This window comes from Lacrimispora sphenoides JCM 1415 (genome assembly GCF_900105615.1).
In the GTDB taxonomy this organism is placed as follows: domain Bacteria; phylum Bacillota; class Clostridia; order Lachnospirales; family Lachnospiraceae; genus Lacrimispora; species Lacrimispora sphenoides.
The window spans coordinates 896,407-916,304 of record NZ_LT630003.1 but is presented as its reverse complement, the minus strand read 5'-3'; the positions used below and the strand labels follow the sequence as shown (position 1 = coordinate 916,304).

Sequence of the window (19,898 nt, the reverse complement as noted above, 5' to 3'; positions counted from 1 at the left end):
TAACAATTCCGTTCAACATTACATTAACCTATCTTTCCCAACTTGTGTTGATTCTTGGATAAACAGCAGTCTATTCGCTCCAAACTACACTACGTTTCTCGTTTCAGCGTATTCTTCCATTTCCCGTTTTAACTCTGCGTAATAGTATCTCCCTACCGGCAGCCTCTCTCCCGTATCTAATACTATTTCTTTAAAAGAAATAGTTCCGATATGAGATTTTGCTACCACGTAAGACTTATGGATTCTGACAAAGCCATAATCCTTTAACCTTAATTCAATTTTTCCAATGGTCGAATAGAAGCTAAACTGGTCACTACCGTAATAAACGGTCACTATCCGTTTTGTGACTTCAAAGTAATGAATCTTTTTAATCTCAATCTTTCGGAATTCACCAGCCCCTGTACACATAATATATTCCGTTTGCTTTTCTTGTACTGATTTTACCGCTCGCATAAAAATATCTTCGAATTTTTCTACCGTTGTTTCTCCTTTCACAACATAGTGCAATGCTTTAACATCAAATGCCGTGGTATAAAAATCTTTAGAAACTGTAAAAAACACAATTTCACTGATACACCCCTGACTTCTCAGCTTTCTGGCGACCTCATCCCCCTGCATCCCATTCATTCTCATATCCAGATAAATAATGTCTGGATAACTTTTGTGATCCCCTTGTAAGCGGAACAGCAGCTCTTCACCTTTGTGATATAAGGAAAACACCACATCAACTTGATGAATTGACGCTAACAGTTCCAACTGTTTTTTACATTGTTCCAGCTCTTTTTCATTATCATCACAAATTGCGATAATCACGATTTATCCTCCTCTTTAAGTCAAGCACCATTTAATAAGTACCTGCATTTAATTTTCCTGCAACGATTGTTCTGAAATTGCCTTTATTCGTTTATATCCCCACTAATATAGGCAACAGCTATTTTACAATATGGGCAGTGACTAGATTTCGTAGGATAACATGAACATATGTCACCTCTTAAGATGTTCCGGATTACACAATCCGTTGTAACCTATAAGTTCACCCAAATCGTAGTATTGTCCAGATAAGCATATAAAAAACTCAGTTTTCCTGGAAGCACATGTATTTAATTTGAGTTCTCATGCACTAAATCAGTTTCAAGAAGCGATAAATCATAATTAATTGCATGAAAAAGTTGGATAAGGTTTTATACCTTATCCTCTACTTTCGGTCACTATATCGTGATGAAACTTAAATTATGCTTGTTTTTTCTAACCACTTGACGATCTTTACCGGTATTTAAAATTGTAAGGATCAGCAGAAATTCAAATATCATCAGCCATCTGAGCTTTTTTCTCAGCATTACTTTACTTCTATTTTTTTAATCTGTAATAAATAATTGATAAACAGCAGTCTTTTTGTTCCAAACTACACCACTGTTCCCGCTTGCGCATATGTCTCCATTTCCCGTTTCAAATCTGCGTAATAGTATCTACCTACTGGCAGCACCTCCCCCGTATCCAATGTTATTTTTTTAAATGAAAAATTTCTAATATGAGAGATTGCCGCCACATAAGACTTATGGACTCTTACAAAACCATGATCCTTTAACCTTAATTCAAACTTCGGCATTTTGAATTTTTCTCGATAATAATATTAAAAAATGGATTTCACAGGAATAATATTGTTCCCAAATTGTGTTTTTTTGTTCTCAAATAGGGTTTTTTGTTCTGAATTTGAAATTATATCTATTATCCATTTACGGGATATATTGATCCCATGATAACTAAAACGGCCGTCTGCATTGATCTGCTGCTCAAACAAAAATGCCCGTCACCTCCCGGCAGGAGTTAGACAGAGAAGATTGTGGCATGTAAAATGGAGAAGTGTGACAGGCAGATAAACGCGTAAAAAAGAGAACGGTTACTAAGCCGTTCTCCATTTTTACATTATCAGATGATAAAGTAAGATATTCATACTATTAAAGATTACAAATCAACGGATCAAGATCTATGCAGCAGGTTCAAACTGGCTGTTGTAAAGTTCCGCATAGAAGCCTCCCTTTTCTAACAGTTCCTTATGATTGCCACTTTCGATAATGTCCCCATCTTTCATGACCAGAATCAGGTCGGCATTTTTGATGGTGGACAGGCGGTGTGCGATGACAAAGGATGTGCGTCCTACCGTCAGCTTATCCATAGCTTCCTGAATCAGGATTTCGGTGCGTGTGTCCACAGAACTTGTTGCTTCGTCCAGAATCAGCATGGGAGCGTTTTGGATCATCGCTCTGGCAATCGTAACAAGCTGTTTCTGTCCCTGTGAAAGACTTGCCCTGTCATTTAGCAATGTGTCATACCCTTGCGGCAAAGTTCTAATAAAATGATGAAGCCCTACTGCCTTACATGCAGCAACCACCTGTTCATCTGTCACCCCCGGCTTGCTATAGATAATATTTTCCTTGATTGTGCCTTCAAAAAGCCATGTGTCCTGTAATACCATACAAAATTGCTCATGGACATTCTCTCTTGGCACCTGGCTGATTGGAATTCCATCAAGCAATATTTCTCCACCGTCCAGTTCATAAAAGCGCATCAGCAGATTGACCATTGTTGTTTTTCCAGCGCCGGTAGGTCCTACAATGGCTATTTTCTGTCCAGCTTTAATTTGAGCTGAAAAGTCATTGATAATCGTTTTCTCCGGGGTATATCCAAACTTCACATGACGGAATTCCACAACACCTTTCACATTCGTGAGCTTCTTTGCTTTTTGGCTCTCGTCAGACAGTTCTTCCTCATCAAAGAACTCAAACACGCGCTCACTGGCAGCAGCGGTTCTTTGCAGGTTCTGGAATGCCTGAGCAATTTGTGAAAGCGGTTGGGTAAACAAACGGATATACAACATAAAGGCTACGATCACGCCGAAGCTGATGGTTCCGTTCATAGCCAGCGCCGCACCTACCACACAGACTGCCACATATCCGAAGTTACCGATAAATGTCATAAGCGGCATCATCAATCCGGACATAAACTGGCTCTTCCAGCCACTGTTATACAGGCTCTCGTTCACATTTTCGAAAAAACATCTGGCCTCTTTTCCACCGTTATAAGCCTTTACCACATTATGGCCGGAATAAACTTCTTCAATATGACCATTAGCGACCCCCAGATCTTCTTGCTGCTGAACGAAATATTTCTGCGATTTTGACATGATAACACCCATGATAACAAACCCAAAAACACTTGATCCTACGGCAGTTAACGCCATAATCCAGTTATTGTAGAACATCATAATAGCTGTACCCACAAACATGGTAATGGATGTAACCAGATTTCCGATACTTTGGTTCATGGTCTGGCCGATGGTATCCACGTCATTGGTCACCCTGCTGAGAATATCGCCATAGCTTACCCGGTCAAAATATTTCAAAGGCAGCTTATTGATTTTTTGTGATATACCGGTACGCATATTTTTGCTGATTCTTTGTGTTACGGTTGCCATCATAAAACTTTGAATAAAGTTTAGGAGCGCTGAACCTGCGTAAAATGCCACCAACAGTAATGCAATTCTATTTACTGCACCAAAATCAATCGCACCAGCAACCGGAACGCCATTAATCAACGAAGGTAATCCTTTCATGATCTCGTTGGTCATATCTTTCAGTTTATCCGGGCCGATGATTTGCAGCACCGTTCCGATTGCCGCCATGACAAGAGCGACAATCACTGCAGGCATATATTTTTTACAATAGGCAATCAGTTTTCCCCATGTCTTTTTAAAATCTTTTGGCTTTTCGACAGCCCCCTGTCCCATAGGACCTCCGGCCATCGGCTTTCTGTTCGTTCTTTGTTCACTCATGATACAAGCTCCTCCTCACTTAACTGACTCAAGGCAATTTGCCTGTATACCTCACAGTTCTGCAGCAGATCCTTGTGTTTTCCTTTGCCCACAACTCTGCCTTCATCCAGTACGATTATCTGATCAGCATCCATAATCGTGCCGATACGCTGTGCTACAATCATACTGGTCACACCTGCTGTTTCTTTTTTCAGTACGTTACGCAAAATCCGATCCGTCTTATAATCCAATGCTGAAAAGGAATCATCAAATATATAGATTTCCGGCTTTCGACAGACTGCGCGGGCAATGGCAAGCCGCTGTTTCTGTCCGCCGGACACATTGGTACCGCCCTGGGCAATGTCTGCTTCATAACCACCCTCCATGCGCTCAACAAAATCCGTTCCCTGTGCAATTGCAATAGCTTTTTTGATTTCGTGTTCAGAAAATCCATTGCCACCATTATCTCCGTATGCCACATTAGACGAAACCGACCCCTTGAATAGAACCGCTTTCTGCGGCACATAACCAATTTTATTGTGGAGTGCCTCCTGTGTATACTCCTTAATATTCACACCGTCAATCAGGATTTCTCCCTCTGTTGCATCAAAAAAGCGCGGTACAAGGTTTATCAGCGTTGATTTACCACTACCTGTGGAGCCGATAAATGCAATCGTTTCCCCCTGCTTTACCGTAAAGTTCACATCCTCCAGCACATAATCTGCCGCATCCGGATATTTGAAGCCCACATGTTGAAACGTAACCTCACCTTTCAAACCAGGGAGTCCATTTGTATGGCTGCCATCAAGGATTGTAGGCTCGGTGTCCAGCACTTCATTGATTCGCTTGGCGGAAACGCTGGCACGGGGAAGCATGATGAAAATCATGACCAACATCAAAAATGACATAACAACCTGCATCGCATAGCTTGAGAAGACCACCATGTTAGAAAACAGCGTCAGTTTATCTGTCATTTGCGCCGCATTAATTAAATAGGCACCGAGCCAATAGATTGAAAGGGACAGTCCACTCATAATCATGTTCATAACCGGCATCATAATTGCTGTAGCGCGGCTTGTATACAACTGAGTACCGGTTAATTCCTCATTCGCTTCTTCAAACTTCTTTTCTTGATAAGCCTCGGCATTATAAGCTCTTACCACACGAAGTCCTGTCAGGTTTTCACGGGTAACCCGGTTCATGTTATCTGTTAATGATTGCATTTTCTTAAATTTCGGTATCACGAAAATCATGATAATACCTATCATAACAACCAAAATTGCAACCGCCGCGCCTGTGACGAGTGACCATTCAAAACCCTTTCCAGCGATTTTGGTAATTGCCCATACAGCCATGATCGGTGCTTTTATAATCAGCATTAATCCCATGGTAATCAAAGTCTGAATCTGTGTAATATCGTTTGTTGAACGGGTGATTAAGCTGTCCGTGGAGAAGCGGTTGATTTCCTCCATGGAAAAGGATTCCACTTTATTAAAAAGCAGACTGCGCAGACGTTTAGAAAATGCGGCGGCAATCCGTGCCGCAAAATAACCAACAATAACAGCACTTGCCAAACTGCCGAGTGTGCATAGAAGCATTTTACCTCCAGCAAGCCAAATATCGCTCATCGCACTACCTGGCGTTTGCACTAACATGGTTATTTCTGACATGTAATCCGGCGATTTTAAATCCAGCCATACCTGGACCATCACAAATATCAAGCTAAATAAAGCCATCAGCCATTCTTTGGGCTTGAGATATTTAAATATTCTAATCATAGAAAAAGCCTCCTTGTTATTAGTGTTCATATTGAACGCTGTTAGTTATGTGGTCCTAAAATGCAGACCTCGTTTGGTCTGCATTTTTATCTCACTATCTTTATTCCCCGGTTTCGATTATTCTATTCAAAAGGATCTGGCATCGTGCTCTGGGCGATCTCAAAGAACCGCGTGGAGAGACGTACAAATTCTCTTGCGTCTTTTTCACCCATCACAGTTAATACTTGAATCAAATGATTTTGCATTCGCTGCATGTTTGCTTGAATCCGTTCACGACCTTCTTCCGTAATCGTAACCAAAATAAAGCGTCTGTTCGTGGTGTCGATTTCACGGTGAATCTGCCCTTTCTTTTCGAGGGTACGGAGTGCCGCAGAGATTCTGGCTGTACTGCTGTTCAGCGCCTCACTCAATTCAGATGGCGATGCAGGTGATTCTTTCGTATAAAGATATCTTAAAATGAAAATTTCGCCTTTTCCAGAACGATTAAATTCATCCATGACTTTTCCACGGGACATCAGATCACCCAATGAATCGACCAATTCTTCTATACTACTCAATCCATTCACCTCCACCTTTCAAACAGGTATTAGCATTCATAACTAACACTGTTAATAGTGTATACTATTTCGCAAGCATTGTCAAGAAAATTTTTCACATCTAAAATTTCCACAACAAAAGCCATTCCCATTTCCATTTTTTTTACAGGAATATGATAAATCTCCTAATGGATTACGCCTATATCCTGCTATTCTTAACATAAAGCTCGACAACAAAAAATTCAACAGGAGGATATATCGTATGACTTTCAGCAATATCTCTTTTTTAATCATCGTATTGGTTGGTGCTGTTCTCTTGAACCAATTTATTCAGCACCGAAAGGGCGTCCGCAGAGAAGCCGCGCTGCAGCGCACCAGAGAAATTGAAAAAGCACATTGGCGGCATGTGCTTCGGAATTGTGATTTTGTCTTTACTGAAGATATGGAAGAAAACACACGTAAAAACAGTAAAGCTGCGTCTTAATATCAACAGTCTAGATAAACGGCGCTATGAGCCACCGCTGACGGGCCTGCCCGTGCCGTAAATTATATATTTCTAAATTAACTGCCAAGACGAAAGGCCTCAATGTACTGAGGCCCTTCGTCTTGATGTTCTCCGGAAGTCTCCAGACCGGGTGATGAGCAAATATTTTTTATAACGCCGCCTCATGAAGTTTTTTCTTAAATTGTTGATAAATATCTATTTCTTCATGGCAGCTCATACTGCCCAGTCTGATTGCCGGCTTTGTTTTCCCATGAAAATCGCTGCCTATTGTTTTCAGTAAATGAAATTGTTCAGCCTGCTTATTGTAAAAAGCAGCCATGTTTTCATCATGATAACTACTGTATACTTCCATCCCATCAATACCACAAGAAACAATGCTTCCCAGAATCTTCTGATCCTGCCCGATATTAATCCCTGGGTGAGCAAGAACAGCTATGCCTCTTGCTTTTCTAATCAATTGTATGGCTTCGTTCAGCCCAAGAAACTGAATAGGTACATAAGCCGGCTTCCCTTGGGAGCAAAAGTCCCAATAAAAATTCACATAAGGATTATCACTACGCTTCCCGTTCTTTCGATATGGTCCCAGAAGAGGATTGTTCTGATTTCTTTTATCTTCCAGAGCAACTTCAGCAATCATTTCACCTGTCACTACACCTTCTATGGCAAGATCCAAAACTTTTTCTATTTCAAGATGAATACCTAAATCCTGCACTAGATGTATTAGTTTTGAAGAAGCATCTTGTTCTTTCTTTAAGATATCCATTTCATTTTTTTCAAATTCAGGTACTGTTGGATCAATCCCATATCCTAAAAGATGCAGATTAACTCCTTCAAATTGACAGTCAAGCTCAATAGCACGAATAAATTCCATTCCTAATTCATCTGCTGACTTCTGGGCTTCTCCTACCCCTCGTACGGAATTATGGTCAGCTAATGCAACTGTCTTTAAACCATGTTGTTTACACAGCTGCATGAGTTGTGACGGCGTGTATTCCCCATCGTTACTAATATTGGAATGCATATGTAAATCTAACTGATTAACCATTTCAAGCCCTCCTTGCTGCGATTTTATTAATTTTCTCACTGCTAACAAACATCGTTATGAGTAACACCAGAATAAATATGGGATAGAATTGTATCCCTACCACACTTGAAAATACCCCAATTGCTGGCGGCACCAGCATCGTTCCAATGTAAGCAAACGCCATTTGCACACCCATCAATTTACTTGAATTGTTTTTGCCAAAACGGACTGGCGTTTCATGCAACATAGAGGGATAAATAGGTGCACATCCCATTCCAATCAAAATAAGTCCCAGCAAGTTGACATAGGTTTGATTGGAAATCAGTAATAAGACAGCCCCAATGCCAATGATAAATTGACCACCTCGAATCAACGCAGGATTACTCCACCTGGCAGTAATAAACCCATTGACTAACCTGCCTATGGTGATGCCAAGGTAATATACGGATATCCAACCCGCGGCAACATCAGCAGAAACACCTTTTGTCTGCACCAGATAACTGGCGCCCCATAAACCGGTGGTAGCCTCTAATGCGCAATAACAAAAGAAACCAAGAAGTGCTGAGCGTATCCCCGGCATTTGAAAGATATACTGGCTTTGACTTTCTACAATTATGCTTTCTTCCCGGCCTTCACCAAACAATCTCCAAAGCGGCAATGAAACCAGCAAAATAATTACTAAAGAAATCTGAATAAATGCAACAGATAAATAACCCTTCTGCCACGACCCGTTATGAGAAATGGCAACTGACATAATAGCGGGACCCGCAGTTGCACCAACCCCCCAGAAACAATGAAGCCAACTCATATGTCTAGCTGAAAAATGCAAAGCCACAAAATTATTTAAAGCAGCATCTACAGCCCCTGCTCCTAGTCCTAATGGAATTGCCATCAGACATAACCATACATAGCTTTGGCTAAAGGAAAAACCCAGCAAAGCCATGGCTGTTATAAATACACTGATTAATGTGAGTTTACCAGTACCAAGTTTTTGAATCAGTTTGCCACTCAGAATACTTGAGATTATGGTTCCGCCGGATATAATCATGGAGATTAATCCTGCCCCGGCCATTGGCAAGGATAAGTCAGCCCGGACCGTTGGCCATGCAGCGCCAAGCATAGAATCAGGAAGTCCCAAGCTGATAAATGCAATATAGATTATGATCAATAATAATGTTGTCATGGTATCTCCTACCTTATCGTTACCATTTTGGTTCCAATGGTTTTAATGAGATTTGTTTAATGCCCTCTGCAAAATCTTTGCCAAAGTCACTTGATACAATAATGTCAGGCATGACTTCTGACTTGATCGTTTTTTTACAGTCCTCAATCATGAGATCAATCGTCACTTCGGCGAGATTTTCTCTGTAAATGACGAGGATATCCGGATTTAAAAGGCAGGTAAACGTAATAATTAATTTTTTAAGTGCCACTGAAATATTTTCCGAAACATATTCTGGATTATTCCAATCAAATCCATCCGGAAGAAATTTAGCTTCACCAGCAAAGCCATCTTTTCCTTTATACATATCACCGTTGATAAAAACACCTGCACCTAAAGGATATTTCTCTGGAATATAAACGCCAACCACGTTTTTATCGTCACATTGATTAGAAGTACAATATCCTAGAACAGCTGCGTTAACATCATTTTCAAAGACTACAGGGATTTGAAACTTGTTTCTCAAATGTTCCACAAAGGATTTCCCTTCAAGAAATATATAATCACTGACCTCTATCTTCCCTCTGATTTCCTGCCCTGGCATACCAATGCCGATCAATTTAATGTTAGGATACTTTTTCAGCATTTTCTCGATTATCAAATCAAAACTACGTTCAGATATTTCATCTAAGACAATCTCGTTGCCTTCAATCACTTCCCCATATAGATTAACAACGGCAACATGGGTTAAATCCTTCATTTCATACTCATTTGTATAAATGACTAATGCCATACTGAATTCCTCATTAAAGGAATAGATGACTGCTGGTCTGCCACCACTGGACACTTCTAGCTCATCAAGCAGTATTTCCCCATCTCTCAAAAGCACTTCAACAAGTGAATTAATTGTTACCACGCTTAATCCTGTCAAATTTGCCAGCTGAGGCTTTGTTGCTTTTCTATTTTCTTTTATCACCCGTCTAACCGTATCTAAATTGATTTGTTTCATTAAATTCACATTCCCTACAGCCATACAACCCTCCCTTATTAAAGATGCTTTATAAAGTATCTTTAATATATCAGACATGTAGCTATCCGTCAAGGTATTTAGGAAAGTCGATTCTTTTAAGACTGCCTTCAATCCCCCTACACCAAATCGCCTGGGCCGTGAAATTCGCCCGCCCATTCAAAGCCCTTCTTCGCTGTAATGACGGCGATAACCTCATTGATTACCGCTGCGGCCGCAATCGTGCCTTGAATGATTCTAGCGCACTCCGGCGCGGGAGCCGATAAAACGGAAACTGCAATTCCTGTAAATACCAGCGAAACGCCGGAATGAGGTAAAAGCGTAAAACCAAGGTATTTCTGCACGGTATCAGGAAGGCTGGTTGCTTTCGCACCAAGCCGTGCCCCGTAATACTTACCAAGCGCGCGGGAGAGAATGTAGATAAAAGTAAACAGTCCTGCGCCCAGAATCGCATGATAATCCAGCGGTGCACCGAGATTCAAAATCACAATAACCATGGAACCACTGAGAAACGGATTGAATTCACGGACAATTTGCTCCAGGCGTTCTTCGGTTACCAGGTTGGAAAAGGCTGCCGAAAATGCCATACCCATCAGCATAAAATTGAGCAGCGGTGATCTCATCAGATAGGTATTACAGACAAAGCCAATGAACGCAGTCACCAGGATCAGCCCAATAAGGATAAAGAGAGTCAGCGGTTTGGAGCGTTCCTTTTTTAACAGCAATCCTGCGGGCAGCCCGGTGACAGTGCCAATCAACAGCGGCAGGAAAATCATTACCGGAATCATGTAAATGGGCATATTGCCGCCAGTAACTTTTCTTGCAACAATGGCGATTGTGGTAAAAAATACGATCACTCCCACCATGTCGTCCAGTGCTGCCATGGGAATCAGCGTTTTGGTGACAGGGCCATCGGTCTGAAATTCCCGCACGATGGAGAGTGCAGGTGCAGGTGCCGTGGCCAGCGCGATGCCGCCAAAAATAAATGCCAGATAAATCGGAATGCCGCTGACAGCAAAGATGATTGTGAAAACGGCAGACACCAAGAAGAACGTACCGAAGGACTGGGTCAACGTGGTGATGATCAAGGCTTTGCCGTATTCTTTCATACGGCTCCAGACAAGTTCTGTGCCTATCATCAGGCCGACGGCGCACTCCAATACATGAACGATTGCCTGATACTTAACGCCGTCCATAAGGTCTTGCGGTATCAGCTTCAGTGCATGGGGACCTAAAATCATTCCGGCGATAAGCCAGCCGAGAATAGATGGGAGCTTTAATTTGGAAACCAGTTTGCCTATAAAAAAGGCAAGAACAATGGCGGCAAGCCACCGGAGTAAGAGCAGTATCATTTTTCATTACCTCTTTCTACAATGCCATAAAGCATAAAATCAAGCAGTATCGTAAGATTGGTTTCATGTGCAGTCATGCGGTCTGAAAAAGACATATTACGGCAGGCTGGGCTGCTGAAATAGCCGTTAAACATATTTTGCATGATGACAAAATAGGACATGGCTTCCTCACGGGTAACGCCCTGCCGCAACTTAAGAGAATCCAAAATTTTTTGATACAATTCAGCATTTAGCTGGTCAAACTCCTGCCGCAAATCCGTAAGCTGATCACACAATGCCTCCGGCGGCTGAAAAATTGTTTCAAAAAATAGACGAGTTTCCTTCTCATGCTCATGAAAGAACCGCAGGCGGGCGTCCATATATTTCTGCAAGTCACTTCCGATGTCGGCAGCTCTTAGATATTCCGTTAAAGTGGAAAAACACTGCCCAACGCAGGCAAGATAGATGGAATCTTTATTCTTAAAATTGTGATAAAGCAAACCTTTGGGAATCCCAACGCTGCAAATATTGTTCAGCGATGCTCCTGCATAACCGTTCGTACCAAATTCTTCCATCGCCGCCGCTAATATTTTCTGCTTGGTTCGTTCTGTTTTCTCTTCTTTTTTCATTGTAACCTCCTGAAAGCATTATTGACCACACAGTCCATTATACATAAAATAGACCATGTAGTCAATAATATTAATATTCCCTGTATGTCATATTTTGCAGATACACTCAGCTTTGCCTTGCGTCTTCTTTTTGTATTCAATCGCTTCTGTGGGACATCTATGTAGACAAGCCATGCAATGGGTACAGTGATTTCCCCATACGGGCTTACCGTCTGTTAAGATAATGTTATTCAGCGGACATAGTTCAGCACATTTACCACAACTAAGGTGTTTTATTTTATATTTATGCTCAATGGAAGTATTGGTATGATACAGCACTGGCTGAAATCCGGAATGATTAACTCGGCAAATGAAATGGCTGAAATAATCTTTAACATGGCTGCACAAATCAAGTAGTGGTGTAATTTAAATCCCACAGTTTCATCACCATTTTTCGTATCTCACAATTTCATCCATCGATTTTCTAGGCCGTTGTTTTGGTACCTCGGCCCCATATCCAATCGTAATAATTCCGCACACATACTTATCATCCGGAATGTTCAGAATAGGTCTGACCACATCTTGCTCAAACCAGGCCGTCCAACAGGTCGCTAGTCCCTGATGTTCTGCTTCAAGCAATATATGTTCTATCGCAATTGCTGTATCCCGGATAATTTGTTTAAGCTCCGGTTCAGAGCTTTCCTCATTCAATCTAACTTTGGTCTCCATGGAAATACGGCAGCGAATATCTGCTACACACACGATAAATATCGGAGCTGTCATCATCCATGTTTGATTATGATCGGCAATTGAAAGTTTTTCTTTCGTATCTTCTGATTCAATGATAATAAACGTCCAAGGCTGCGTATTACTTCCAGAAGGAGCGAGTCTGGCACTTTCTAATAGCTTAAGAAGCTTCTCGTTTTCAACCTTTTTATCTAAATATTTACGGATGCTTCTTCTGGTTTCTATTGGTTTTAGCATGGTAATCTCCTTTACTTTGCTGAATTTTATTTTCAAATGCATTTGCCTTTAGTTAAAAGAGGATGGTGTGATAAATCCCGCCTTCTCTCTATATCCGCATATTCTATTATCCGGCAGTTTTTAATACTTTAATCTATATCCCAGCGGAAACATTTATATTACCCATTATACTATATAAGATAAAAATAAAGTAAAGTAAAGGTACATTTTCATCTGAAAACGTACCTTCTTACCTCCTAATCATTCAGATATGAGCGAGACTCATCTATCTGCGTTGTTTAATGATACACGCTGAAACCATTTTGATGCAATTACTTCTCTATACCAATAAAAACTGTCTTTTTTCATTCGTTTAAAAGTGCCGCAGCCAAAATCATCCCGGTCCACATATATGTAACCATAGCGCTTGCTCATTTCTCCGGTAGTTAAGCGTCCATTGCTGCTCTGATATGCGCTTTCAGATAATCGATGCGGTACTGGTCATGGATCTTCCCATCCGGCGAAATCTCATCTTTAGCGCCAAAACCGTTCTCAACAATCAGCAACGGCTTTTGGTAACGGTCATACAGTTCATTAAATTCCTCCTTGGGATCCAATGGGCCATGATTATATTATACTATGCATCGGAGGTATTACAACTAAAATATAGGATCCGGAAGCGGAATCGGAAGAACTGAAAGCACAGCACTTCATTTATTTGTTACGCAGATTCCGGCTTCCCACCTATGTAAAAAAGCGTTATAATAAGGCTATCTCATGAAAAGGAGCCAGCAGATGATTTCTATTCTGAATTGCGGTTATGAATCCAGACATCAAAAACCATTTCACATGCTTCGCCCGGAAGGCTCTTCCGACTATACCCTTCTTGTGGTCAAATCCGAAGCCTTTTTTGAATACAACCATACTTACAGGAATCTCCCCGCCAATACGGTGATTCTTTATGACAAATATGCTTATGTCCATTATGGCTGCCGCACACCGGATTATAACGATGACTGGATCCACTTTGATCTGGATGAAAAAGATCTTCCTTTTTTTATGGATTTAAAAATCCCCTTCCAGACGCCGGTACCTTTATCTGATGCAGGGCAGCTTTCCGAATTCAGCAGGCTGATCGTAATGGAAAAGCATTCCTCTCACCCTTACCGGGTGCAGATTCTGGATTCCCTTATGAGGACTCTCCTTTACACCCTCGCTTCCCAGATCCATGAAAAACCGGATAAAGCATCTTCTCATAAATATTATGGGATCATGAACAGCCTTCGGGTATCGATTTTAAATGCCCCTCACAGCAAATGGACCATAGATACCATGTCCCAGTCGGTCCACATGAGCCCCTCTTACTTTCAGCATCTTTATAAGGAGCTTTTCGGATCCTCCTGCATGCAGGATGTGATATCCGCCCGTTTGAAAAACGCCTGTTTCTATCTGCGAACCACGGAAATGTCCATCCAGTCCCTGGCAGGCTTTTGCGGATACGAAAGTGAATTTCACTTTATGCGGCAGTTCAAGAAATATAAAAACATGACTCCCAGTCAGTACCGCTCCCATTACAGGAATGTATCACCATAGAAAAAAATCCTGGCCTTTCAGCTTAAACAAAGCCTCCATAAAGAAATAGTCCCCGTAAATAATAGGAAATTCATGTTCCTGGCTATGATAGGAGCCGGTTCCCTTTTGGAGAATGGAATCATTTTCTTCCGTAAAATCACAGTGATTCTCATACAAAGCCCTTAACAGCTTTTCCGCTGCCTTGCAATACATATCCTGCTCCAGTTCCCCTGCCCGTCTGCCTATCTCGATCAACCCGCAGGCTGCAATGGCTGCCGCCGTATCATCACACCATGCAGGCTCCTTTGGCTGGCGAAAGTCCACCGGTATGATGCCGTCTTCCGGAATGGCTGCCATAAAATAATGGGCGATCTTTTTTGCAGTATCAAGGTATTCCTGTTTTCCGGTATGGGAAAAGCTCATAAGAAATCCATAAAGCCCCCATGCCTGGCCTCTTGTCCAGGAAGAACCTGTCTCATAGCCCTGTCCTCCGTAATCCCTTACCCGTTCACCTGTAAAAGGATCAAACTCCACAATATGGCGTACTGAGCCATCCCCTCTTACAAAATGCTCCATCACCGTGTCTGCATGGAGCATGGCAATCTGTTTGAACCTGGGGTCTTTTGTTTCCTCACTCGCCCAGTAAAGCAGAGGAATATTAAAGAGACAGTCAATGATCGCCCAGCCTCTTGTATCATCACTGTTTCCCGGTTTATCATTCCAGGCCCGTATAAAACGGCCGATGGGATTAAACCGCCCTGCTAACAGACTTGCGGCGTGAAGCCCTCTTTTTCTGGATTCCGGATTCCCGGTGAGACGGTAATCTGCCACAGCCGTCGGAAGGTACATAAATCCAACATCGTGATGAAGGCCATAATAATCCTCAAAGCACTGATCCAGCTTTTCCTCTGAAATCCGGGCGATCTCCATATACCGTTCCTTACCGGTCTTATGATACATCTGCCACATCATGCCGCCCCAAAAACCATTACACCACCAGTTGATCCCATTATCTCCTGCGAATTCACTGCCTTTGCTCCGATCGTCATGAACGCCATTTACCGTGGTATAGGGAATTTTGTTTTTTGATTTTTCACTGACCCACTCCATCTTTTCCATGACCTTTAAAACAGCCTGGTCGAGCCATGAACTTTCCTGTTCTTTACACATAAGCTTTTCTTTCCTTTCCATTTTAAAATACGATATTTTTGTATCTGTATAGTATAATCTGTTATCTTTATACCCCAAAGCAACGCAGCTTTACAATGTACGTTTCAGTTTAATACTGACTTATCCTGCTTTCTTATACATATCTAATGAAAGCTTAATCAGGGTGGCCCATCTATTGCTCGAAACTGCCTATAACTCCCCCATACTCAACTGGCTAAAGCCTATAAAAAAGGAGCTGTCCATATGACAACTCCTTCTTTCATAAAACAACATCAATTTTCCTTATTGTCTTCTTTTATCCCGTCCGCTTCTTCCCCCGGACGTTCAAATTCTTTCCGCAACAGCTTTTTCACAGACCATCCCACAAGCAATACCCCCACCACAAGGAATATGACCAGCGCTGTCATTTGAACCAGATTACGGACACCGAAAGACATGGAAAGCTCCGGTATCATCTGGAACCCAAGGTAAATCAGATAGCCTCCGCCCACAAGCCGCAGGGTCAGGGTGCTCTGAGACGGATTGGAGGAACCTTTTTTCTCACTCATTCGTATTCTCCTTTGATATAAATTTCACAGATTCCCTTTCAACAGCCTCCGAATCAAAGAGATAATTCCCATCAAAGCATGGATTCTCTATGAGCTTTATCATATGTTCCGCTGCCTTTCTTCCCAGGGCCTCCATGGGATGGGGAAAGGAGGTGATGGGAACCTCTCCCAAAGTCGCCAGATCAGAATTGTCAATGCTGACAAGGGATAAGTCTTCCGGTATGCAGATTCCTCTTTTTAAACAGATTCCAGACAACAGGTTTGCCACCTCATCATTATAGCAGACCACCCCTGTGCAGCCCTCCAGCCGATGGAACAGATAATCCGCCCATAACTCCATATCTTTCAGGCTCTCGGAATCGATCCACAGTATCCGTTTTCCGTCCAGCTTTAAGCCTGCCTTCTCCATGCTCTTTGCAAAACCAGAATATCTTAAATGTCCCTGGCCGTCATCAGATTTAAAAATTCCTCCAATCTCTTTATGGCCCGCCCGAATCAGATATTCTGCCGCTTTCTCTCCTATCAGCGCGTCATTAAGTGATACGCAAGGAAGATTTAACCCCGGATAACTGCTGTTAAAAAACAAAACCGGAACCTGCTGCCCCATCAGCTTCTTATAATAATGCAGATTCGGGTTGGGCAGGGCGCTTTTTGCAGGTTCCACAATCAAACCATCAATCAGTCCCTTATCCAGAATCTTATCCAGCGCCTCCCGCTCTCTCTCAGTCCGGTTTCCGGTAAATGCCACCTGCATGGTATAACCGGATTTGGAAAGCACCCGTTCAATCCCCTTAAGTACAGCCGGAAATATATAGCTGTCCACATAAGTGCTGATAACAGCTATATTAAAATATTTTTCCTGACTTCCTCCCCGGGCACAGACGCCTGCATAAGTTCCGCTCCCCTGTATCCGCGTTACCAGCTTCCGCTGTTCCAGCACGTCGATCGCATGGCGTATCGTCTGCCTGCTTAAATGAAACTGAAGGCTCATCTCGTTTTCAGAGGGAAGCTTATCGCCCAGCCCGATGCTGCCGTTTTCAATCTGTTCCTGTACCCATTGGACAACCATCATATATTTTGCTTCCCGTGCCTGCATATTCCATCCCTATCTTTCAGCTATTTTTTTCTCTTTGATAATAAGTCTATCGTAACTGCCCCCAAAAGTACAGCACCTTTTACGATTTTCTGGATATCGGTGGACCAGCCGTAAAGGGACATACCATTATTCAAAATACCCATGATAAATGCGCCGACAACGGCTCCGATAATCGTGCCCACACCACCGGTGGTCGCAGCTCCTCCAATATAGCAGGAGGCGATGGCATCCATCTCAAACTGATCTCCCGCTTTCGGAGTTGCGGAAGCGTTTCTGGCGGAGAGAACGATTCCGGCGATGGCGCACAGGATTCCCATATTGGTATATACCCAGAAAAAAACCTTTCCCGTATTGATGCCGGAAAGCTTCGCAGCTTTTGCATTGCCGCCCAAAGCGTAAATCTGCCGCCCTGCCACAGTTCTGCTTGTAATGAAATGATAGAGGGCAACCAACACGCCCATGATAACCAGAACAAACGGAATGCCGTTATAACGGGACAACTTATAGAAGAAAAACCAGACAATTACCAGAATCACGCCCACCTTTAACACGGACTGCCACAGGGGATTGACCGGAAAACCATATTTCTTCTTTGTCCGTATGCTCTTTATTTCGGAGAAAATAATGAGGGCAAAAGCGGCAAGGGCAACTCCAATGGATACCATATCCAAAGTCCCTGTGCCAAACGGAATTTTAACGGTAGGCAGAAAGCCTGCACCAATGTATGTATAGTTTGTTGGAAGCGGTCCCTTTGTCTGGGCCTTTAAAAGAGTATAAGTAAGTCCCCGGCCCATTAACATGGTTGCCAGCGTCACAATAAAGGGAGGAATGGAAAGCTTTGATACAAAAAATCCTACAAACATACCGGATAATGTACCGATTGCCAGGGCTGCCAGAATCGCCACCCACATGCTGGCCTTATAGTCCACGATCATAATACCCACAGCCGCACCGCAGACCGCAACAATAGAACCTACGCCTAAGTCAATATTCCCAGTCAATACACACAGCAGCATGCCGACCGCAAGGATGACGATATAGCTGTTTTGCATAATCAGGTTATTAATGTTTGCAGGGGACATGTTTTTTCCGCCTGTCATTACCGCAAAAATGAGAAATACCGCGATGAGGGCAAGTACCATGCCGTATTCTTTCATATTAATATTAACCGTCTTTTTCTTGTCCATCTCTATTCATCCTTTCCGTTATCTGCCATAATACATTTCATAATCTTTTCCTGGGAAACTTCGTCGCGGGATAATTCACCGGTTATATGCCCCTCATTAATAACGTAAATGCGGTCACAGATGCCAATGATTTCCTGAAGCTCCGAGGAGATCACAATAATTGCCTTACCCGCCTTAGCCAGATCGTTGATTACGCAGTATATCTCGTATTTTGCCCCAATGTCGATGCCCCGGGTCGGTTCATCAAGAATCAGCACATCCGGCTGGGTCATCATCCATTTTGCCAGCACCACCTTCTGCTGGTTACCGCCGGAAAGGGAACTGACCGTCTGGTTAATGGAATTGGCTTTTACGTTGATTTTCTTTCTATACTCCTCCGATGAAAGGTTTTCGGCATTGCCGTTTACAATGCCTCTTTTGGAAAAGAAGTTGCGAAGCGCTGCCAGGGTCATATTTCCGCGTACACTATCAATTAAGATAAGCCCGTAATTCTTCCGGTCCTCGGAAACGTAGGCCAATTTGTTATTGATGGCATCCCTTACATTCCGGATGAGAACCTGCTTACCGTTTATCTTAATGGCTCCGGTGATTTTCTGACCGTAGGATCTTCCGAAAAGGCTCATGGCAAGCTCTGTTCTTCCCGCTCCCATCAGTCCCGCAAATCCTACCACCTCCCCTGATTTCACATGAAAGGATATATCCCTGATCATCTTCCGGTCCGGATCATCGGGATGATAGACATTCCAGTTTTCAACCTCAAAAATATTGTCTCCGATATCACAGTTTCTTTCCGGAAAACGGTTCGTCAGTTCCCGCCCCACCATGCCCTTGATGATACGGTCCTCACTGATCTCATCCCTTCCCTTTTCCAGGGTTTCTATGGTCTTTCCATCCCGGATCACGGTAATGGAATCCGCCACATAGCTGATTTCATTGAGCTTATGGGAAATTATGATGCAGGTAATGCCGTGCTTCTTCAAATCCAGCATGATGTCCAGAAGCCGTCTGCTCTCCTCGTCATTGAGGGCCGCGGTGGGCTCATCTAAAATCAAGAGTTCCACCTGCTTTGCCATAGCACGGGCAATTTCAATGAGCTGCTGCTTGCCTACGCCCAGGCTGCTGACGGGTACACTTAAATTTTCGTTTTCAAGCCCTACTTTCTCAAGCATTTCCTGAGCCCGTTTATTCGTTTTTGTCCAGTCCACCACCCCTTTAACAGTCGTCTGTTCATTTCCCAGAAATACGTTTTCCGCCACGGACAAATAGGGGCTTAAGGCAAGCTCCTGGTGGATGATTACGATTCCCTTAGCCTCGCTTTGCTTAATGCTGTGAAACTGATTTACATTTCCATTGTATACAATATCGCCGCTGTAGGTCCCATAAGGATAAACGCCGGACAGCACATTCATCAAAGTGGATTTCCCCGCTCCGTTTTCTCCGCAGAGTGCATGTATCTCCCCCCGCTTCACCTTGATATTCACGTCATCCAAAGCTTTCACCCCATAGAACTCTTTGGTGATATGGTTCATCTCCAAGATATGTTCAGACATCTCATCAACTCCTTTACGTTCTTACGTTACACG

General features: G+C 42.8%; 19 protein-coding genes and 2 pseudogenes. 3 read left to right on the top strand and 18 right to left on the bottom strand.

The window, feature by feature from the left end; translation table 11 throughout:
• Positions 1 to 84: 84 nt before the first annotated feature.
• From BMX69_RS04085 to BMX69_RS04065, 5 genes are all read right to left on the bottom strand, one after another.
• A complete protein-coding gene (locus tag BMX69_RS04085) occupies positions 85 to 813 on the bottom strand; it encodes a LytR/AlgR family response regulator transcription factor (RefSeq protein ID WP_100041632.1) in 729 nt (242 codons plus the stop codon).
• 589 nt (positions 814 to 1,402) lie between these two features.
• Entirely contained in the window at positions 1,403 to 1,606 is a 204-nt protein-coding gene (locus BMX69_RS25200; RefSeq protein WP_054789459.1) for a LytTR family DNA-binding domain-containing protein, read from the bottom strand.
• 378 nt (positions 1,607 to 1,984) lie between these two features.
• Entirely contained in the window at positions 1,985 to 3,829 is a 1,845-nt protein-coding gene (locus tag BMX69_RS04075; RefSeq protein ID WP_197678660.1) for an ABC transporter ATP-binding protein, read from the bottom strand.
• Complete coding sequence (locus tag BMX69_RS04070; RefSeq protein ID WP_100041631.1) at positions 3,826 to 5,586, bottom strand: ABC transporter ATP-binding protein; 1,761 nt, start codon at positions 5,584 to 5,586, stop codon at positions 3,826 to 3,828. Before BMX69_RS04070 ends, BMX69_RS04075 begins: the two co-directional genes overlap by 4 nt.
• Positions 5,587 to 5,708: 122 nt before the next feature.
• Positions 5,709 to 6,143: a MarR family winged helix-turn-helix transcriptional regulator gene (locus BMX69_RS04065; protein WP_330387619.1), complete on the bottom strand. Its 435-nt coding sequence runs from the start codon at positions 6,141 to 6,143 to the stop codon at positions 5,709 to 5,711.
• Between the two features lie 241 nt (positions 6,144 to 6,384).
• On the opposite strand from BMX69_RS04065, the gene BMX69_RS04060 reads away from it, so the two are divergent.
• Positions 6,385 to 6,606, top strand: a complete 222-nt coding sequence (locus BMX69_RS04060) for a hypothetical protein (RefSeq protein WP_100041630.1) — start codon at positions 6,385 to 6,387, stop codon at positions 6,604 to 6,606.
• Positions 6,607 to 6,775: 169 nt separating this feature from the next.
• Here the strand turns inward: BMX69_RS04060 and BMX69_RS04055 are convergent, their stop codons facing one another.
• The 6 genes from BMX69_RS04055 to BMX69_RS25085 form a co-directional block, all read right to left on the bottom strand.
• Entirely contained in the window at positions 6,776 to 7,672 is an 897-nt protein-coding gene (locus BMX69_RS04055; protein ID WP_100041629.1) for a PHP domain-containing protein, read from the bottom strand.
• A 1-nt stretch (position 7,673) separates the two neighbouring features.
• Positions 7,674 to 8,834: an MFS transporter gene (locus BMX69_RS04050; RefSeq protein WP_054789455.1), complete on the bottom strand. Its 1,161-nt coding sequence runs from the start codon at positions 8,832 to 8,834 to the stop codon at positions 7,674 to 7,676.
• A gap of 19 nt (positions 8,835 to 8,853) precedes the next feature.
• A complete protein-coding gene (locus tag BMX69_RS04045) occupies positions 8,854 to 9,846 on the bottom strand; it encodes an ROK family protein (protein ID WP_054789454.1) in 993 nt (330 codons plus the stop codon).
• A 113-nt stretch (positions 9,847 to 9,959) separates the two neighbouring features.
• Entirely contained in the window at positions 9,960 to 11,192 is a 1,233-nt protein-coding gene (locus tag BMX69_RS04040) for a cation:proton antiporter (protein ID WP_100041627.1), read from the bottom strand.
• Positions 11,189 to 11,800 (bottom strand): TetR/AcrR family transcriptional regulator, encoded by a 612-nt coding sequence (locus BMX69_RS04035; protein WP_100041626.1) that lies wholly within the window; start codon positions 11,798 to 11,800, stop codon positions 11,189 to 11,191. The genes BMX69_RS04040 and BMX69_RS04035 overlap by 4 nt, the downstream gene beginning before the upstream one ends.
• Before the next feature lie 87 nt (positions 11,801 to 11,887).
• Positions 11,888 to 12,151 (bottom strand): EFR1 family ferrodoxin, encoded by a 264-nt coding sequence (locus BMX69_RS25085; protein WP_408610337.1) that lies wholly within the window; start codon positions 12,149 to 12,151, stop codon positions 11,888 to 11,890.
• Between BMX69_RS25085 and BMX69_RS25195 the strand changes: the two are divergent.
• A pseudogene (locus tag BMX69_RS25195) lies at positions 12,119 to 12,196 on the top strand (hypothetical protein); the annotation flags it as partial. The gene BMX69_RS25085 and the pseudogene BMX69_RS25195 overlap by 33 nt on opposite strands.
• A gap of 27 nt (positions 12,197 to 12,223) precedes the next feature.
• Here the strand turns inward: BMX69_RS25195 and BMX69_RS04020 are convergent.
• The gene (locus tag BMX69_RS04020; RefSeq protein ID WP_054789623.1) at positions 12,224 to 12,763 is read right to left on the bottom strand and encodes a nitroreductase family protein; all 540 of its coding nucleotides are present in this window, start codon (positions 12,761 to 12,763) and stop codon (positions 12,224 to 12,226) included.
• A 261-nt stretch (positions 12,764 to 13,024) separates the two neighbouring features.
• Positions 13,025 to 13,359 (bottom strand): annotated as a pseudogene (locus tag BMX69_RS25080) (family 1 glycosylhydrolase); the annotation flags it as partial.
• A gap of 178 nt (positions 13,360 to 13,537) precedes the next feature.
• Between BMX69_RS25080 and BMX69_RS04010 the strand changes: the two are divergent.
• A complete protein-coding gene (locus BMX69_RS04010; RefSeq protein WP_157724387.1) occupies positions 13,538 to 14,335 on the top strand; it encodes a helix-turn-helix transcriptional regulator in 798 nt (265 codons plus the stop codon).
• On the opposite strand, the gene BMX69_RS04005 is transcribed toward BMX69_RS04010, so the two are convergent.
• From BMX69_RS04005 to mmsA, 5 genes are all read right to left on the bottom strand, one after another.
• Complete coding sequence (locus BMX69_RS04005) at positions 14,327 to 15,484, bottom strand: glycoside hydrolase family 88 protein (RefSeq protein WP_100041624.1); 1,158 nt, start codon at positions 15,482 to 15,484, stop codon at positions 14,327 to 14,329. The genes BMX69_RS04010 and BMX69_RS04005 overlap by 9 nt on opposite strands.
• Positions 15,485 to 15,756: 272 nt before the next feature.
• Positions 15,757 to 16,032 (bottom strand): hypothetical protein, encoded by a 276-nt coding sequence (locus BMX69_RS04000; protein ID WP_100041623.1) that lies wholly within the window; start codon positions 16,030 to 16,032, stop codon positions 15,757 to 15,759.
• On the bottom strand, positions 16,025 to 17,104 hold the full coding sequence (locus BMX69_RS03995) for a GntR family transcriptional regulator (protein WP_242941356.1): 1,080 nt from the start codon (positions 17,102 to 17,104) through the stop codon (positions 16,025 to 16,027). The genes BMX69_RS04000 and BMX69_RS03995 overlap by 8 nt, the downstream gene beginning before the upstream one ends.
• 44 nt (positions 17,105 to 17,148) lie before the next feature.
• Entirely contained in the window at positions 17,149 to 18,315 is a 1,167-nt protein-coding gene (gene mmsB, locus BMX69_RS03990; protein ID WP_100041621.1) for a multiple monosaccharide ABC transporter permease, read from the bottom strand.
• A 2-nt stretch (positions 18,316 to 18,317) separates the two neighbouring features.
• On the bottom strand, positions 18,318 to 19,865 hold the full coding sequence (gene mmsA / locus BMX69_RS03985; RefSeq protein WP_100041620.1) for a multiple monosaccharide ABC transporter ATP-binding protein: 1,548 nt from the start codon (positions 19,863 to 19,865) through the stop codon (positions 18,318 to 18,320).
• Positions 19,866 to 19,898 lie beyond the last annotated feature (33 nt).

What these genes read in the sequence shown, in the direction of transcription:
- BMX69_RS03995 (WP_242941356.1), bottom strand. Translation starts at nt 17,104, where the DNA reads ATGATGGTTGTCCAATGGGTACAGGAACAGATTGAAAACGGCAGCATC.
- mmsB (WP_100041621.1), bottom strand. Translation starts at nt 18,315, where the DNA reads ATGGACAAGAAAAAGACGGTTAATATTAATATGAAAGAATACGGCATG.
- BMX69_RS04055 (WP_100041629.1), bottom strand. Translation starts at nt 7,672, where the DNA reads ATGGTTAATCAGTTAGATTTACATATGCATTCCAATATTAGTAACGAT.
- BMX69_RS04035 (WP_100041626.1), bottom strand. Translation starts at nt 11,800, where the DNA reads ATGAAAAAAGAAGAGAAAACAGAACGAACCAAGCAGAAAATATTAGCG.
- BMX69_RS25200 (WP_054789459.1), bottom strand. Translation starts at nt 1,606, where the DNA reads ATGCCGAAGTTTGAATTAAGGTTAAAGGATCATGGTTTTGTAAGAGTC.
- BMX69_RS04000 (WP_100041623.1), bottom strand. Translation starts at nt 16,032, where the DNA reads ATGAGTGAGAAAAAAGGTTCCTCCAATCCGTCTCAGAGCACCCTGACC.
- BMX69_RS04040 (WP_100041627.1), bottom strand. Translation starts at nt 11,192, where the DNA reads ATGATACTGCTCTTACTCCGGTGGCTTGCCGCCATTGTTCTTGCCTTT.
- BMX69_RS04020 (WP_054789623.1), bottom strand. Translation starts at nt 12,763, where the DNA reads ATGCTAAAACCAATAGAAACCAGAAGAAGCATCCGTAAATATTTAGAT.
- mmsA (WP_100041620.1), bottom strand. Translation starts at nt 19,865, where the DNA reads ATGTCTGAACATATCTTGGAGATGAACCATATCACCAAAGAGTTCTAT.
- BMX69_RS04005 (WP_100041624.1), bottom strand. Translation starts at nt 15,484, where the DNA reads ATGTGTAAAGAACAGGAAAGTTCATGGCTCGACCAGGCTGTTTTAAAG.
- BMX69_RS04050 (WP_054789455.1), bottom strand. Translation starts at nt 8,834, where the DNA reads ATGACAACATTATTATTGATCATAATCTATATTGCATTTATCAGCTTG.
- BMX69_RS04060 (WP_100041630.1), top strand. Translation starts at nt 6,385, where the DNA reads ATGACTTTCAGCAATATCTCTTTTTTAATCATCGTATTGGTTGGTGCT.
- BMX69_RS04075 (WP_197678660.1), bottom strand. Translation starts at nt 3,829, where the DNA reads ATGAGTGAACAAAGAACGAACAGAAAGCCGATGGCCGGAGGTCCTATG.
- BMX69_RS04045 (WP_054789454.1), bottom strand. Translation starts at nt 9,846, where the DNA reads ATGGCTGTAGGGAATGTGAATTTAATGAAACAAATCAATTTAGATACG.
- BMX69_RS04070 (WP_100041631.1), bottom strand. Translation starts at nt 5,586, where the DNA reads ATGATTAGAATATTTAAATATCTCAAGCCCAAAGAATGGCTGATGGCT.
- BMX69_RS04010 (WP_157724387.1), top strand. Translation starts at nt 13,538, where the DNA reads ATGATTTCTATTCTGAATTGCGGTTATGAATCCAGACATCAAAAACCA.